This is a genomic window from Bacteroides sp. MSK.20.82, from assembly GCF_019052485.1.
Classification (GTDB): Bacteria; Bacteroidota; Bacteroidia; order Bacteroidales; family Bacteroidaceae; genus Bacteroides; species Bacteroides thetaiotaomicron.
This window is the reverse complement of sequence record NZ_JAHQUN010000043.1, coordinates 1-16,853: the sequence shown is the minus strand read 5'-3', so window position 1 is coordinate 16,853 and position 16,853 is coordinate 1. Positions and strand designations below refer to the sequence as shown.

The window sequence follows — 16,853 nt, the reverse complement described above, 5'->3', positions numbered from 1 at the left end:
TAAATTATAGAACTATGCTAAAAAAAATTGCACTTGTATTGATGCTTGCACTCCCAATGGGTGTATTTGCACAAAATCTGAAATTCGGTCATATTAATGCCCAAGAAATCGTTTCAGCAATGCCTGAATTTGCTAAGGCACAATCTGATATTGAAGCACTAGACAAACAACTGACCAGCGAATTACAAAGAACTCAGGAAGAATTCAACAAGAAATATCAGGAATTCCAGCAAGCTATCGCTAAGGACTCTCTTCCTGCTAACATCGCTGAGAGAAGACAAAAAGAACTGCAGGATATGATGCAAAGACAAGAGCAGTTCCAACAGGAAGCTCAACAGCAGATGCAAAAAGCTCAGGCTGACGCAATGGCTCCTATCTACAAAAAGTTGGACGACGCAATTAAAGCTGTAGGTGCTGCCGAAGGCGTAATCTACATCTTCGACCTTGCAAGAACACCGGTTGCTTACGTTAATGAGTCACAAAGTATTAATCTGACTCCTAAGGTAAAGACACAGCTCGGCATCAAATAAGAAGCTATAAGCTATAAAATACCGAAAGGGAAAGAGAAAAGAAGATCATACTTCTTTCTCTTTCCCTTTTTTCATGTAACTTTGCGTATATAAAATCGCACTCGTCATGAAGCAACATCTATCTCATACACCCGGGCCAATCGGAGTTTTCGATTCCGGATACGGTGGGCTGACTATCCTCAACAAGATAAGAGAGGCGCTGCCGGAATATGATTATATCTATCTGGGAGACAATGCACGCACTCCTTACGGCACACGTTCTTTTGAAATCGTATACGAATTCACTTTGCAGGCAGTCAATAAATTGTTTGAAATGGGATGTCATCTCGTTATCTTGGCCTGCAATACAGCCTCTGCCAAAGCATTGCGCAGCATACAAATGAATGACTTGCCCGGCATTGACCCTGAACGCCGTGTACTCGGAGTTATCCGCCCTACCGTTGAGTGTATAGGCGACATTACTCAAAGCCGTCATATCGGAGTACTGGCAACAGCAGGTACCATCAAGTCCGAATCGTATCCATTAGAGATACATAAGCTATTCCCGGATATTCAAGTGAGCGGAATAGCATGCCCCATGTGGGTACCGCTAGTGGAAAATAATGAATCACAGAACGAAGGGGCCGATTATTTCATCCGGAAATACATTGACCAGTTGCTATCCAAAGATCCTGAAATTGACACGATGATTCTGGGCTGTACGCATTATCCTATCTTGCTCCCTAAGATACAAAAATACACTCCGAAGCATATCCGCATTGTCGCACAAGGAGAATATGTAGCCGAAAGTCTGAAGGACTACCTGAGCAGACATCCGGAGATGAATGCTAAATGTACCCAAAACGGCAGTTGTCTGTTTTACACCACAGAAGCGGAAGAGAAGTTTGTCGAATCGGCCTCTTCCTTCCTGAACCAGCAAATCGACGTAAAAAGAATTTCTCTCGAATAAATATGGGAAAGCAGATCAATCTTTCCTTCTTTTTTGTTATATTTGTATACATAACCTCAAATAGCATAAGATTATGAAAGAAGAAGATTATAGCAGGGCCATAGAAGTATTCTCCGGTTCTCCATGGGAAGCAGAAATTATCAAGGGATTGTTGGAAAGTAATGACATCCGCTGCGTCATTAAAGATGGTATCATGGGGACATTAGCCCCCTATATTGCTCCATCTGTATCTGTTCTGGTCACTGAAGACCAGTACGAAGCCGCTACTGAACTGATCAGAAGCCGCAACGAGAAAGATACTGACTGATACGGTCCAGTCCTTCCCGGATACTCTCCAGCGAATTCGCATAGGAGAAACGGACATATCCTTCGCCTCCCGTTCCAAAGTCTATACCGGGAGTGATGCCGACATGCGCATTTTCGAGAACATCGAATGCAAAGCGATAAGAGTCGGTAGTGAACTTACGTGCATCAGCGAAAATATAAAAGGCACCCTGAGGCTCAACTTTGATCTCGAATCCCATTTCCCGAAGACGACTGATCATATACCGGCGGCGTTCATCATAGATCTGCTTCATCCGTTCCACATCCGAGTCAGCCTGCCGTAATGCGGCAATCCCCGCTTGCTGGGCGATGCTGGACGCACAGATAAACAGATTCTGCTGCAACTTCTGCAAAGAACGCATACAGGATTTCGGTGCTATCAGATAACCTAAACGCAACCCTGTCATCGCAAATCGTTTGGAAAATCCGTTCAGGACAAAAGCCTTATCCGTATATTCCAGAATACTATGCGCACATCCTTCGTATACAAGTCCGTGATAAATCTCATCCGAAATAATAGGAACACCTAAAGATGCCACACTTTTCAGGAAACTCTCATCCAGCAACATACCCGTCGGATTCATCGGCGAATTAATAAAAATACCAGCCGTATGCGGAGTAACGCACTTACGGATCGCTTCTATATCATATTGCAAACCATTCTCTTCGGACAGAGGCACCAAGACAGGTTTTGCCTGAGCGGCCAAAACGAAGTTACGATAACACGCATACCCCGGATTGGAGAGAATCACTTCACTGTCCGAGTTACAAAGCAACATCAAGACCAGAAGGATAGACGGAGAAGAGCCGGAAGTGACGACAATACAATCCGGATCGACAGTGACTCCATATTCACGCTGATAAAAAGCGGCTATTTCACGACGCAACTCCGGATCCCCCAAAGAGTGAGTATAATGTGTGAGGTGCCGGTCGTAGGCAGCCTTAGCAGCTTCCGCCACACAAGCCGGAACGTCAAAGTCCGGCTCACCGACTTCCAGGTGGATAACGTCCACACCTTGTTTCTGTAATTCATTTGCACGCTCCAATACATCCATCACGATAAAGGAGGTCATTTGTTCTACTTGGGGATTCGTATGTTTCATTGTTTTTCTTTTATCTGTCAGGCTGCAAAGATAATTCTTTTCAGCCTGTTTTTGTAACATATCGACAAAAAGCTCTATATTTGTGCTTTCAAATCGTTAGTAAGGATGAAACAAGAGTTTACACGAATAGCAGTAAAAGTAGGCAGTAACGTATTGGCACGCCGTGACGGTACATTGGACGTCACCCGTATGTCGGCACTCGTTGACCAGATAGCAGAATTAAATAAATCCGGAGTAGAGATCATTCTTATTTCTTCGGGAGCTGTTGCTTCGGGACGCAGCGAGATACACCCGCAGAAAAAGCTCGACAGTGTAGACCAGCGCCAGTTATTCTCCGCCGTAGGACAGGCTAAATTAATAAACCGCTACTATGAGCTTTTCCGTGAACACGGCATTGCGGTAGGTCAGGTACTGACTACCAAAGAGAACTTCAGTACCCGCCGCCATTATCTGAATCAGAAGAACTGTATGACGGTGATGCTCGAAAACGGCGTCATCCCCATCGTCAATGAGAATGATACGATTTCGGTCAGCGAGCTTATGTTCACGGACAATGACGAGCTTTCCGGACTGATCGCTTCCATGATGGATGCGCAGGCATTGATTATCCTGAGTAACATAGACGGAATCTACAACGGTTCACCCTCCGATCCTGCCTCCGCTGTCATTCGGGAGATCGAGCATGGAAAGGATTTATCCAACTATATCCAGGCTACCAAATCGAGTTTCGGTCGTGGCGGTATGCTGACGAAAACGAATATCGCCCGCAAGGTAGCCGACGAAGGGATTACAGTCATTATCGCCAACGGAAAACGGGATAATATTCTCGTAGACTTGTTGCAACAACCGGACGATACGGTTTGCACGCGCTTTATCCCTTCCACCGAGGCGGTATCCAGTGTAAAGAAATGGATTGCCCACAGCGAAGGATTCGCCAAAGGGGAAATTCATATTAACGAATGTGCCACGGATATACTCAGTTCGGAGAAGGCAGCCAGCATTCTTCCGGTCGGAATCACCCACATCGAAGGCGAATTTGAGAAGGACGATATTGTACGCATCATGGACTTCCTGGGCAATCAGGTTGGTGTAGGAAAAGCGAACTGCGATTCCGCACAGGCCAGGGAAGCAATGGGCAAACATGGCAAAAAGCCTGTAGTACATTACGACTATCTGTATATCGAATAAAAAATATAAAACGTAAAAAGGAGCAAATGACTACAAATTTAAACGGAACTTTCGCTGCTGTACAAGCTGCCAGCCGGGAATTGGCGTTGCTGAGTGACGACACCATCAATCAGATACTGAATGCGGTCGCTGATGCTGCCATTGCCGAAACACCCTTTATCCTGTCAGAAAATGAAAAGGACCTGGCACGGATGGACAAGAGTAACCCGAAGTACGACCGGTTAAAACTGACGGAAGAGAGGCTGAAAGGCATCGCTGCCGACACACGTAATGTAGCCACTCTCCCCTCCCCGCTGGGAAGGATATTAAAGGAAACCTCCCGCCCCAATGGAATGAAGCTGACCAAAGTCAGTGTCCCCTTCGGAGTAATAGGCATCATCTATGAAGCGCGTCCTAATGTCAGCTTCGACGTCTTTTCCCTTTGCCTGAAAAGCGGAAATGCCTGCATCCTGAAAGGTGGAAGTGATGCGGACGATTCCAACCGTGCCATCATCAGCGTCATTCACAAGGTACTTGAAAAGTTTCATGTCAACCCGCATATAGTAGAACTGCTCCCGGCAGACAGAGAGGCTACGGCAGCATTACTGAATGCGACAGGCTATGTAGACCTGATTATTCCGAGAGGAAGCAGCAATCTGATAAATTTCGTGCGCGAGAATGCACGGATTCCTGTCATTGAAACAGGAGCAGGTATCTGCCATACTTATTTTGATGAGTTCGGAGATACCCGGAAAGGAGCGGATATTATCCATAATGCCAAGACACGCCGTGTCAGTGTCTGCAATGCGCTCGACTGCACCATCATTCATGAGAAACGTCTGGGGGATTTGCCTGCGCTCTGCGATCAACTGAAAGAAAGCAAGGTTACTATCTATGCAGATACACAGGCTTATCAGGCACTGGAAGGACATTATCCGGCTGAGTTGCTGCAACCTGCCACCCCGGAAAGCTTCGGAACAGAGTTTCTGGATTACAAAATGGCTGTCAAAACGGTGAAAAGTTTTGAAGACGCACTGGGGCATATACAGGAAAACAGTTCAAGGCACAGCGAATGTATCGTGACCGAAAACAAAGAGCGTGCCGCCTTGTTTACTAAGATAGTAGATGCGGCATGCGTATATACCAACGTATCTACCGCTTTCACCGACGGTGCACAATTCGGCCTGGGAGCCGAAATCGGCATCAGTACTCAAAAGCTGCATGCCCGCGGTCCGATGGGACTGGAGGAAATCACTTCCTACAAATGGGTGATCGAAGGCGACGGACAGACCAGATGGTAAAGTGAGGAAACGACAAATGATCAATTGGACAATAACGATTAATGATAGATAAAATGAAGAAATTTACTTGTGTACAGGACATCGGCGATTTAAAATCAGCCCTTGCAGAAGCATTTGAAATTCAAAAAGACCGCTTCAAATATGTAGAGTTGGGACGAAACAAGACATTGATGATGATCTTCTTTAATTCCAGCCTCCGTACCCGCCTCAGCACACAGAAAGCTGCTCTTAATCTGGGAATGAATGTAATGGTGCTGGACATCAACCAAGGTGCATGGAAACTGGAAACAGAACGTGGCGTCATCATGGATGGTGACAAACCGGAACATCTGCTGGAAGCGATTCCTGTGATGGGTTGTTATTGTGACATCATCGGAGTACGTTCCTTTGCCCGTTTCGAAGATCGCGATTTTGACTATCAGGAGACTATTCTGAATCAATTTATCCAATATTCCGGACGTCCTGTCTTCTCGATGGAGGCAGCTACCCGCCACCCATTGCAGAGCTTTGCCGATTTAATCACCATTGAGGAATATAAAAAGACGGCACGTCCCAAAGTCGTAATGACTTGGGCGCCACATCCCCGTCCATTGCCACAGGCTGTTCCCAACTCCTTTGCAGAGTGGATGAATGCCACTGACTATGATTTCGTTATCACTCACCCGGAAGGATATGAGCTGGCGCCGCAATTCGTAGGAAATGCCAAAGTAGAATATGATCAGATGAAGGCTTTCGAAGGAGCAGACTTTATATACGCCAAGAACTGGGCTGCCTATACAGGCGACAATTACGGTCAGATATTAAGCAAAGACCGTGAATGGACAGTCAGCGACCGACAGATGGCAGTAACCAACAATGCTTTCTTTATGCACTGCCTACCTGTTCGCAGAAATATGATCGTTACGGATGATGTAATCGAAAGTCCTCAGTCTATCGTTATCCCCGAAGCTGCCAACCGTGAAATCTCGGCTACGGTGGTTTTGAAGAGATTGATTGAGGGATTGGAATAAACGGAACATCTGTGAATGAAACCTTGCTTTTATTCTCGCACCTATGAGAAAAGATTCTCATGCCCTTGAGAAATTTTTCTCATAGGTATGAGAATTTTTTCTCATTGCGGTGAGAACTTTTTCTCATAAGCATGAGAATACATTGAGAATATAGCAACATCTATTTAACTGTATACTAGCACGATAACGATTGCATCCCTTCAGAATTTTATGTAAAGCGCAACCATTTATTCTAGAATAGATAGAAAAAAGCCGTACAGCAACAACCTTAGTATTCTATCTCCTTTCCTGCCGCCTGCCAGGCATTGAATCCTTTACCAAGCTCCACAACCTTATATCCTTTTTCACTAAGGATCGCAGCAGCTTTCTTGCTCCGTTTACCGCTACGGCAATACAACGCAACCGGTTTGTTCTTTTGCAACAATGAATCCGCCATCGAGGCAAAAGAGTCATCCATCACATTTATATTGATCGTTTTTGCAATATGTCCTTCTGAATATTCAGCCAGTGTCCGAACATCCAGACGCTGCACTTCTTCATCCTGAATGATAGAATCGAAATCCTCTACATTCACCGTTTTAAAGTCTCCTTTCTGCTGACAGGAGAAAAGAGAAGAGAGAAATAAAAATAATCCCACGACTAATTGATTCATTTTAAACATATGTACTATCTTAATCAGTTCACGCCCGGAACATATTCAAATCCCGGATCACAATACTTGCTTGATTCTACCACCACACCACTTTTATCTGTGGTATGATACTTGAATTTTATCCTTATGGTTTGATGAGGATTTTCTTCATCCACATATTTCGTCAGAGGAACAGAAATGTAGGCACGGCGATTATAGTTCTCCTCATCCCCATTCGCATCATGAAACAGAGACAAGGTTACGACTGTCTCATCCCCTTCCGCCTCAACGCTCTCTTCTATCATACCAAACACGTGCTGTTTGCCACTATTGATATTGATCTTCACGTTCAGAATCATATTCAAATAGTCACGCCCCAGCCAAATGCTGGTCACATCTACCGGATCATACTTCAGTCCGCCTTCGAAAGCCGGATCGTCAGCCCCCTTTGGCTCCGGTGTCACCACCGACTGCAATGAGTATATGACAGCCGTAGCATCCTCCGGATTTACTTCATAGTTACTGATTACACGCCTAGCCGAGTTCGGAGAAATGGTTGATCCGGTACGGTCTTTCGCAACAGTCAACAGCTCTCCCTTGTCAGGAAGCAGACTCTGTATCAGACCATCCGCCCCAGCCTTCACTGTGACAAATTCCAACTTCACAGAAGGATAATAGTAATCATCATCCCCGCAGGCAGTCATCAGGAAAAGCATTCCCAAAAGCCAGAGTGTATGTAACTTTACTTTATTCATTGGCAAGCAGCTAAATAGTTCACCAACGGATTGGCATACATTAATAACAATTTTCCACGCAAAAAGTCTTCGTCTTTATTCGGAATCTTTATTTTGCCCAGTTGTTGCTCGATATAGGTAACGAATCGTTGTTTCTCTTCGGGAGTGTAATGACCGGCAAACTCGGATGTACCCTTCAGCAAGTCATAGGCAACGTAATTGCCCGAATAGATCCGATAGTTACTATGAATCCTCTGGTCGATGCAGGCAGATATGCTGGAGAACAGTTCCTGCTTCGGTAACGAACGGTCCAGCTGCGCCAACCTGTCATTGATACAGGGAGCCGTCTGAAAATGCACTTTCCCTTTGTATCCGAAAAGACCGGTCTGCATACTGATCAAATCGTCCTGAGTGGTTTTCTTATATCCTTCTATATCTCTTTTCAACTGAAACTCCTGCGCTTTCAGAAAGTCACAGGGGTCATATTCGTACGAAATGGCAAGAGGAGCGATGTTCATCTCCATCAAACGGTCGATCAAGTCACCTTCACCACCCATCGCCAGCATCTTCAGCACGCTGTCCTGAGTACGGTCGTTCGAGTCTTTGGCACGTCCTTCGCGCTGGGCAATCCAGATGGACTGCTTCTTCTCACTAATGGTATAATGCATATAACGGGACATCCGTGCCGAAGATTCCAGCATCTGCCGCATAGTCAGCGCCCGTTGTACAATAAACGACTTGTTGACACGCACCAGCTTCTTGATCCACGGATAAACCAGCAGATTGTCACCAATCGCTATCTCAACCGTATCCATCCCCTGATCGATCAGCAAGATAGAGAGGAAGCCCGAATCCAATATAATATCCCGATGATTGGAGAGATATGTATAAGCCTTGCTCTTATCCGGCACAGCCGTATGATCCAGAGTCAGCCCATCCGTATGGTCCGCCGCTATTTTCCATAAAATACCATAACAGAATGTTTCCTGAAAATCCAGCTTGCTCTTACAGGCACGTATTTTCTGCGCCAAAAGTTCAAAGGGGACGTTCGGTATCGCATCAGTAGCCGCCTTCTGAAAAGCAGGATCAGCAATCAGCTCCTCAAAGATTTGAGGAAGTTCCTCATCATTATAAGGACGAATCTCATCAAACTCTGTAGTATCCATAAGCTATGAAGTTTATAAATAAGTATTAGGTATTAAGTATTAAGTATTAGGCTGCGCTGTAAACCGCATGGAATTAATACTTATTACCTAATACTTAATACCTAAAATTTATTTTCTATTATATCAGTCATCACATCCTTTATATCCAGTCCGGCAGCACGCACTTGCTGGGGAATAAAGCTTGTAGTGGTCATCCCCGGAGTTGTATTCACTTCCAGCAGATTGATCTTTTCGCCGGCAGTCACAATATAATCCACACGGATGATACCGGAACAGCCCAATATGTCATAAATGGCCGAGGTCAGCATTTGCACGCGATTCGTCAGTTCGTCCGAGATGCGTGCAGGAGTAATCTCGTCTACCTGACCATTGTATTTTGCATCATAATCAAAGAACTCATTATGTGTCACCACTTCCGTAGGCGGGAAGATGACGGTCTTGTCTTTGGTTTTATAGCAGCCGCAGGTTAGCTCCGTTCCTTCCATGAATGCTTCTACGAGCACTTCCTGGGCTTCTTCAAAGGCCTTAACAATGGCCGGCTGTATTTGTTCTTTCGTCTTAACCTTTGTTACGCCGAAGCTCGAACCGCCCAGACTCGGCTTGATGAAACAAGGCAAACCGATCTTTTCCATCACATCTTCGTCGGAAACCGATTGTCCCTGACGCAATAGCAACGATTCTGCAATACGCACTCCGAAGGCTTTCAGGTATTGGTTGCAGGTAAACTTGTCATAGGTGATCGCCGCAGCCAGCACCCCGCAACAAGAGTATGGTATGTGCATCATGTCAAAGTATCCCTGAAGACGGCCGTCTTCGCCCGGAGTACCGTGAATGGTAATATAGGCAAAGTCAAACCTGATCTTTTCCGTTCCCAGCATAAAGCTGAAATCATTGCGGTCTACCGGTGCTTTTGCACCATCCGGCAATTGTACTTCCCAACGGGTCCCCTGCATCTCGACAATGTACAGTGTGTACTTTTCCTTATCTATGAAGGAATATATTCCCTGTGCACTACGCAGGGATACATGAAATTCGGAGGTGTCACCTCCGGCTACGATAGCAATTGTGCGTTTCATTCTATTTCTCTGTTACTTATATAGCCTCGCCACTTCTCGATAAGCTGGGTCATGTCATCCGGAAGTTCGGAAGTAAAGTACATCTCTTCGCCTGTGACGGGATGTACGAACCCCAATGTCATGGCATGCAGAGCCTGCCGGGGACAAGTGTCAAAGCAATTATTTACAAATTGTTTGTATTTACTAAAGTGAGTACCTTTCAGAATTTCGTGACCGCCATAGCGTTCGTCATTGAAAAGTACATGCCCGATATGTTTCATGTGGACACGAATCTGATGAGTACGTCCGGTTTCGAGTATGCACTCTACCAGCGTGACATATCCCAGCCGTTCAAGCACCCGATAATGAGTGACCGCGTGCTTGCCCATCGACGGGTCGGACATAACCGCCATCTGCATCCGGTCTTTCGGATTACGGGCGATACTGCCTACAATCGTGCCTTCATCCTGTTCCACATTTCCCCAGACAAGGGCACGGTATCTGCGTTTGGTCGTCTTATTAAAGAATTGTATTCCGAGGTTGGTCTTGGCATCCGGCGTCTTGGCAATCACCAGCAGACCGGACGTATCTTTATCAATCCGGTGGACCAGGCCGACGTGCGGGTCATTGGCATCATATTCAGGAATATCTTTCATGTGCCATGCCAACGCATTGACAAGCGTACCGTGATAGTTTCCGTGTCCCGGATGTACTACCAGTCCCGCAGGCTTGTTCACTACCATTACATATGGATCTTCGTAAACGATATTAAGGGGGATATTTTCGGGAATAATCTCGTTCTCATAACGAGGACGGTCCATCATGACGGTAATGACATCGAGCGGCTTAACCTTGTAGCTGCTCTTCACCGGCTTACCGTTAGCCATGACGAATCCATCTTCGGCAGCCTTCTGAATACGGTTGCGCGAAGCATTGACAATACGTTCGAACAGATATTTGTCGACTCTGACCATCGCCTGTCCCTTGTCTACGACCACCCGAAAATGTTCGTAAAGCTGGGATTCGTCACCGACAGGTTCTATATCATCCAAATCATTCTCCAGTTCATCCGGAAGTTCTTCCTCGATCATGTGAATCTGTTTCGTTATTTATCAATTAAAACCAACTATCATCCTGACTTGAAGGGGATTCTGAGGAAACAGGTTCATCTGCCCCTTCAACATTTTCCATGGAGTCGCTTTCCAACGGTTCGTTTTCTCCGTTTCCTACCATCAGTGTCAATGCAGCTCCCAAAGGTACTTTATCTCCCGCATTCAATGAGCGCCCCTGATATTTAATGCCGTACACCCAGTCCTTCTCACCGTTCATCAACTGAATCTCGGTCAGCTTGAATCCGGCAGCAAGCACTTTCGCCTGTGCCTGGCGCAGAGAACTGTTGTCCGCCACATCGGGAACAGCACGTAAAGGAATACTCAGTGTATTGATAGTCAGGTAAATGGTGCGGCCTTCTTTCACTTTTTGTCCGATTCCCGGGTTGACATCAAGTACAATGCCAGCTGCCATATTCTTCACATAATTAGAATCGGAAACGACACATACCAATCCGTGATTGCGGAACATTTTTGAAGCTTCATCCACAGTCATCCCTTTTACATCGGGCACAACCACCGCCTCACCGTGACGAGTATAAACATCCAGCCATTTCATCACGCCGAACACAATCAGCACCACTGCCACAATCATGACAAGGATATTCACCCAGAAATATTTATTTGTTTTAAAAGAAAAGAATTCTTTGATTGTCATACGCTTTGCTGTTAATCCGCGCCAAAGATACTACAAATTAGTTGAATTTCGGAATAGTGGGCAATGAAAATGTCCCTGCATAAATGCAAGGACACCTGTCATCACCACAATTGTTGCAACTATATTCCCCACTCCTATAGATTTCAACAACCTTATATTCTAGGATGCGGCTTCCGGATTCTCTGAGCACAACCGTCTGTCGCATATATTCCGTCTATGATCTGTGACAAAGAAAGCTAAAAAGTGACAAAGAGCATTCCATTAAACATTATTTAATACTCTATTTAACTACTGTGCCAAGAGTCCTGTACTTTTTATCATAAAAAGGAAGTTATAACCAACTTTAATGAAAATAGAAGCAAACAAAAAAGGCGGAGTTTAAAACTCCGCCTTTTTTGTTTCTGAGTGATGATTACCACTTCTGTCCGTTGTACTCATCAGAAACAGTCAGTTTCTTTCTGCCTTTCGCACGGCGAGCAGCTAATACTCTACGACCATTAGCCGATGCCATTCTCTCACGGAAACCGTGTTTGTTCTTTCTCTTTCTGTTAGAGGGTTGAAATGTTCTTTTCATTACTGTATCTTGTTTTTATGTTATTATTCTACGTAATCGGGCTGCAAAAATAGAGACTTTTTTTAAATTAACCAAGCGATAAGTCATTTTTGCTCAAAAGTTTTTGTGTTTTTTACTGATTTAGATTACTTTTGCACTCGAATTACGACGAAGACAATTAAATAACAATAATATAATAAGAAAAACAGCAGTATGATTAATGCTCAAGACATCAAAAACGGAACTTGTATCCGTATGGACGGAAAGCTCTATTTCTGTATAGAATTCCTGCATGTAAAACCAGGTAAAGGTAACACATTTATGCGTACCAAGCTGAAAGACGTAGTAAGCGGTTATGTTCTCGAACGCCGTTTCAATATCGGTGAAAAACTGGAAGATGTACGCGTTGAACGTCGTCCATACCAATTCCTGTATAAAGAAGGAGAAGACTATATCTTCATGAACCAGGAAACTTTTGACCAACACCCCATCGCTCACGACCTGATCAATGGTGTAGACTTCTTGCTCGAAGGTGCAGTGCTGGACGTTGTTTCTGACGCTTCTACCGAAACTGTACTTTATGCAGACATGCCGATCAAAGTTCAGATGAAGGTTACTTATACAGAACCGGGAATGAAAGGTGATACAGCCACCAACACACTGAAACCTGCTACCGTAGAATCAGGTGCAACAGTACGTGTGCCTTTGTTCATCAGCGAAGGTGAAACAATTGAAATCGACACTCGTGACGGTTCTTACGTAGGACGCGTAAAAGCATAAATGTCATACAAATGACAATCGAGTAGGAGGAAAACGAAGTAGAAGTTTTCCTCCTACTTTCGTTTTCCGACCTCTCACACCACCGTACGTGCCGTTCGGCATACGGCGGTTCTCTTAACTGCGATGCAATTGGGTATAAAGAATTATCATTGACGGATAACCCGCCATTACAAGCTTATCTGTTGTGATTGCTCTATGCAATATCCAACTATCCGCAATGCGCCAATAGCCTTTACGGGTATTCGCCCATTCCCAAGATTTCCGACGAGGGATGCCACACTTCTGCAAGCTGGCAAAACGTGTACGTACCCGCTTCCAACTCTTCCATATATACATTCTAAGACGACGATTGTACCACTTCGCTGTTTTGATTATAAAATCTTTCATATCGGCATAACGATAGTATGTCAGCCAACCTCGGATGTATTGCGTCAGGTGGAGTTTCAGCCAAGCGTAGCCTTGACCACTACTACGGCTGGTCAGGTGCTTGATGGTGCGTTTGAACTTGGATTGACTTTTCTTATGAAGATTAAGACCACATTTACGGTCGGCTCTTCAGTAGAAGGAGTGTCCAAGATACTTCTTGCCGCAGATGGAACCGACTTCTGTCTTCTCTTTGTTTACTTTCAAGAATAACTTCTTTTCTATAAACTCGGAAATACTATCACGGACTCGCTCCGTTGCCCGAAGACTATGGACAAGGATCAGACAATCATCGGCATAGCGGACAAACGGGTGCCCCCTGCGTTCCAATTCCTGGTCCAACTCATTAAGAAGAATATTGCTCAATATAGGACTCAATGGACCACCTTGGGGGACGCCCTCGGCAGTCTCCGCGTATTTGTGAGATACTACAACTCCTGCATTAAGGTATTTGTGTATCAAAGATATTACACTGCCGTCCTTGACGGTTCGGGATAAGACCTCTATCAGTTTGCTGTGGTTAACACGGTCAAAGAACTTTTCCAAATCCAAACCGATACAGTAGCGATAACCTTGGTCTGCATATTCCTGCACCTTATGCAGTGCATCGTGAGCACTACGATGAGGGCGGAAGCCGAAGCTGTTGTCACTGAACTGAGGTTCGTAAAGCGGTATCAACACTTGGCTGATTGCCTGCTGAACAAAGCGGTCTACCACTGTCGGGATACCTAATGGGCGAGTTTTACCGTTGTCTTTCGGAATTTCTAACCTGCGCACAGGGGACGGACGATACTTCCCCCTGCGTATCTTTTCCAACAATTCGTCTTTATGGAGGGTAAGGTATGGCAACAGTTCGCTCGTCTCCATCTTATCGACACCTCCCACTCCTCCATTCCTTACGACTTGGCGGTATGCCGCATTCAAGTTCGATGGACTTAGAAGGAGTTCCAACAGATTGTTTTCTTCCAATTGCACTTCCACAAGCTGCTCATCTTTTATCTCCATAAAAGTCTGCACTCCCACATACTCGTCGGATGCTGTCCTATCCATTTGTGGGCAGTTCGTTTTACTGATTTTCCGCATTGACTCTTTCATAAAGTATTAAATGGTACTTGTTTGATTAAAAGTTCAGTCCTTCACCGACTGCCGATTTTTTTACCTTGTCGGTTACTATGACCTCTGCTGACTTCTCACGGTTCGTTATTACTGCTTGACTGTATTTATTTATTTTTCCTCGCCCGTGAGACCTCCCCAGTTATGGACATATTCTTTCCATCTTATGTCTGCTTGATTTACTTTGGATGTTCCGGACAACTATAGGACTTCGTTTTGTTTAGCAAACTTATCCACATCCTTAAGCCTTAATATCAAGTTTCTGTACGTCAGACCAGATATTTGCCGCAGGCTTCCTTCAGATTCCACCTCACGATGGACACCCTTGCCGTTGGCTATATACTTCCCGTTGTCAGGGCGCTTTAGGGACTTACACCCGTTAGAATATGTTCGTGCTGGGCGAACTAAAGAAACGGTGGATTTGCTTCGGCACTTCCACCGTTTTTTATTACCTTTGTCCATCACTAACCCTAATATTAAGATACAAAAGAATGAAAAAGTTGATTTACACACTGCTCTTTGTCCTTATTTCCGTTGCAGCCAACGGTCAGCAGGCAAAGTATGTATTCTATTTCATCGGAGACGGAATGGGAGTCAATCAGGTAAATGGTACAGAGATGTATCAGGCAGAACTGCAAAACGGGCGCATCGGCGTTGAACCTTTATTGTTCACCCAATTTCCGGTAGCAACGATGGCAACCACTTTCTCCGCGACAAACTCTGTTACCGACTCTGCCGCTGCGGGTACTGCACTGGCTACCGGAAAGAAGACCTACAACAGTGCCATCTCTGTAGGAGAAGACAAAAACCCGATTGAAACCGTAGCCGAAAAAGCCAAGAAGGCCGGAAAGAAAGTAGGTGTCACTACTTCCGTCAGCGTAGACCACGCCACTCCTGCCGCTTTCTACGCTCATCAGGCAGACCGTAATATGAATTATGAAATCGCTGTCGACCTGACAAAAGCAAACTTTGACTTCTATGCAGGCGGTGGTTTTCTGAAACCGGACAAGACGTATGACAAGAAAGACGCTCCCAACATCTTCCCTATTTTCGAAGAAGCAGGTTACACCGTAGCACGTGGCTACAGCGATTATAAAGCCAAAAGCAAGGATGCCGGCAAAATGATCCTGATACAGGAAGAAGGCAAAGATCCATCCTGCCTGCCTTATGCTATCGACCGTAAAAGCGACGACTTGACTCTCGCCCAAATCACAGAAAGCGCAATCGACTTCCTGACCAAAGGCAAGAACAAAGGATTCTTCTTAATGGTAGAAGGTGGAAAGATTGACTGGGCTTGCCACGGTAATGACGCCGCTACCGTATTCAATGAAGTAAAGGACATGGATGACGCTATCAAAGTAGCTTACGAATTCTACAAGAAACATCCGAAAGAAACACTGATCGTTGTTACGGCCGACCACGAAACCGGTGGTATCGTACTAGGTACAGGCAAATATGCGTTGAACCTGAAAGCATTGCAATATCAAAAACATTCTGCTGACGGATTGTCCAGACGTATCAGCGAACTAAGAAAATCAAAAGGCAACAAAGTGACTTGGGAAGACATGAAAGAATTCCTGGGTGAAGAAATGGGCTTCTGGAAACAGTTCCCTATTTCCTGGGAACAGGAAAAGAAGCTGCGTGACGAGTTCGAACAATCCTTTGTCAGAAATAAAGTGGTATTTGCCGAAAGCATGTACTCTAAAAGCGAGCCGATGGCTGCACGCGCTAAAGAAGTAATGGACCAGATATCTATGGTAGGCTGGGTAAGCGGCGGTCACTCTGCCGGTTATGTGCCGGTATTTGCTATCGGTGCCGGTTCTCAACTGTTCGGTGAGAAGATTGACAATACGGAAATTCCGAAACGGATAGCTAAAGCTGCCGGATATAAATAAAGAATTGACTGCACGAATATGTAATCAAAACACTATTTATTTTCATTTAGGCACGGATTTCACGGATTAACACGGTTCTATTCAATTAAAGACCGTGAAATTCGTGCAATCCGTGCCTAAATAATATTATCATTATAATAGATGATTTTCATTGGGTCCCTTCTCTTGATATGTTTCCCGTTAGGAAACGGGCGTTCCCTCACCGAGAAACGAGAGTTACCTTTAAAGGAAACGATCGTTCCCACACCGGGAAACGACAGTTTCCAAAGCAGGAAATTCATGGAAACTCTAAGCCATTGATGTGTACTGGTTTTAGTTGACAACTTCGTTTGTTATAACTGAATTAGTTTAC

16 protein-coding genes and 1 pseudogene are annotated in these 16,853 nt (G+C 45.0%); 8 read left to right on the top strand and 9 right to left on the bottom strand.

All coding sequences use genetic code 11. The annotated features are described in order from the left end of the window. The first annotated feature begins 14 nt into the window (after positions 1-14). The 3 genes from KTR07_RS22460 (at position 15) to KTR07_RS22450 (ending at position 1,786) form a co-directional block, all read left to right on the top strand. Complete coding sequence (locus KTR07_RS22460; RefSeq protein WP_008762659.1) at positions 15-530, top strand: OmpH family outer membrane protein; 516 nt, start codon at positions 15-17, stop codon at positions 528-530. A 106-nt stretch (positions 531-636) separates the two neighbouring features. After that, positions 637-1,479 (top strand): glutamate racemase, encoded by an 843-nt coding sequence (gene murI, locus KTR07_RS22455; RefSeq protein WP_008766992.1) that lies wholly within the window; start codon positions 637-639, stop codon positions 1,477-1,479. 73 nt (positions 1,480-1,552) lie between these two features. Continuing rightward, positions 1,553-1,786, top strand: coding sequence for a DUF2007-related protein (locus KTR07_RS22450; RefSeq protein ID WP_008766993.1), 234 nt, complete (start codon positions 1,553-1,555; stop codon positions 1,784-1,786). On the opposite strand, the gene KTR07_RS22445 is transcribed toward KTR07_RS22450, so the two are convergent. Continuing rightward, the gene (locus KTR07_RS22445) at positions 1,755-2,906 is read right to left on the bottom strand and encodes a pyridoxal phosphate-dependent aminotransferase (RefSeq protein WP_113747941.1); all 1,152 of its coding nucleotides are present in this window, start codon (positions 2,904-2,906) and stop codon (positions 1,755-1,757) included. The two genes, KTR07_RS22450 and KTR07_RS22445, sit on opposite strands and share 32 nt — an antisense overlap. Before the next feature lie 105 nt (positions 2,907-3,011). On the opposite strand from KTR07_RS22445, the gene proB reads away from it, so the two are divergent. The 3 genes from proB to KTR07_RS22430 are packed head-to-tail and all read left to right on the top strand — an operon-like array spanning position 3,012 to position 6,384. Continuing rightward, positions 3,012-4,094 (top strand): glutamate 5-kinase, encoded by a 1,083-nt coding sequence (gene proB, locus KTR07_RS22440; protein ID WP_011108944.1) that lies wholly within the window; start codon positions 3,012-3,014, stop codon positions 4,092-4,094. A gap of 26 nt (positions 4,095-4,120) precedes the next feature. Further along, positions 4,121-5,374, top strand: coding sequence for a glutamate-5-semialdehyde dehydrogenase (locus tag KTR07_RS22435; protein ID WP_022472033.1), 1,254 nt, complete (start codon positions 4,121-4,123; stop codon positions 5,372-5,374). Positions 5,375-5,427: 53 nt separating this feature from the next. After that, positions 5,428-6,384: an acetylornithine carbamoyltransferase gene (locus KTR07_RS22430; protein WP_008762653.1), complete on the top strand. Its 957-nt coding sequence runs from the start codon at positions 5,428-5,430 to the stop codon at positions 6,382-6,384. Positions 6,385-6,652: 268 nt separating this feature from the next. Here KTR07_RS22430 and KTR07_RS22425 read toward each other — a convergent pair whose 3' ends face one another. The 7 genes from KTR07_RS22425 to rpmH form a co-directional block, all read right to left on the bottom strand. Continuing rightward, positions 6,653-7,045 (bottom strand): rhodanese-like domain-containing protein, encoded by a 393-nt coding sequence (locus tag KTR07_RS22425; RefSeq protein WP_008762652.1) that lies wholly within the window; start codon positions 7,043-7,045, stop codon positions 6,653-6,655. A gap of 14 nt (positions 7,046-7,059) precedes the next feature. After that, a complete protein-coding gene (locus KTR07_RS22420) occupies positions 7,060-7,770 on the bottom strand; it encodes a NigD-like protein (RefSeq protein WP_008766996.1) in 711 nt (236 codons plus the stop codon). Then, the gene (locus tag KTR07_RS22415) at positions 7,767-8,915 is read right to left on the bottom strand and encodes a hypothetical protein (RefSeq protein ID WP_008762650.1); all 1,149 of its coding nucleotides are present in this window, start codon (positions 8,913-8,915) and stop codon (positions 7,767-7,769) included. The genes KTR07_RS22420 and KTR07_RS22415 overlap by 4 nt, the downstream gene beginning before the upstream one ends. A gap of 101 nt (positions 8,916-9,016) precedes the next feature. After that, positions 9,017-9,991, bottom strand: a complete 975-nt coding sequence (locus KTR07_RS22410) for a D-alanine--D-alanine ligase (protein WP_008762649.1) — start codon at positions 9,989-9,991, stop codon at positions 9,017-9,019. Beyond that, on the bottom strand, positions 9,988-11,061 hold the full coding sequence (locus KTR07_RS22405) for an RluA family pseudouridine synthase (RefSeq protein WP_080974011.1): 1,074 nt from the start codon (positions 11,059-11,061) through the stop codon (positions 9,988-9,990). The genes KTR07_RS22410 and KTR07_RS22405 overlap by 4 nt, the downstream gene beginning before the upstream one ends. A 25-nt stretch (positions 11,062-11,086) precedes the next feature. After that, entirely contained in the window at positions 11,087-11,737 is a 651-nt protein-coding gene (locus KTR07_RS22400) for a PASTA domain-containing protein (protein WP_008766997.1), read from the bottom strand. Positions 11,738-12,149: 412 nt separating this feature from the next. Next, a complete protein-coding gene (gene rpmH / locus KTR07_RS22395) occupies positions 12,150-12,311 on the bottom strand; it encodes a 50S ribosomal protein L34 (RefSeq protein WP_005678985.1) in 162 nt (53 codons plus the stop codon). 192 nt (positions 12,312-12,503) lie between these two features. On the opposite strand from rpmH, the gene efp reads away from it, so the two are divergent. Continuing rightward, the gene (gene efp / locus KTR07_RS22390) at positions 12,504-13,070 is read left to right on the top strand and encodes an elongation factor P (RefSeq protein WP_008766998.1); all 567 of its coding nucleotides are present in this window, start codon (positions 12,504-12,506) and stop codon (positions 13,068-13,070) included. 114 nt (positions 13,071-13,184) lie between these two features. Here efp and ltrA read toward each other — a convergent pair. Beyond that, positions 13,185-14,588: pseudogene (gene ltrA / locus KTR07_RS22385) on the bottom strand (group II intron reverse transcriptase/maturase). Between the two features lie 509 nt (positions 14,589-15,097). Here ltrA and KTR07_RS22380 point away from each other — a divergent pair. Further along, positions 15,098-16,501 carry an alkaline phosphatase gene (locus KTR07_RS22380; protein WP_008766999.1) on the top strand — a complete coding sequence of 468 codons (1,404 nt, stop codon included), beginning with the start codon at positions 15,098-15,100 and terminating at the stop codon, positions 16,499-16,501. Positions 16,502-16,853: the final 352 nt, after the last annotated feature.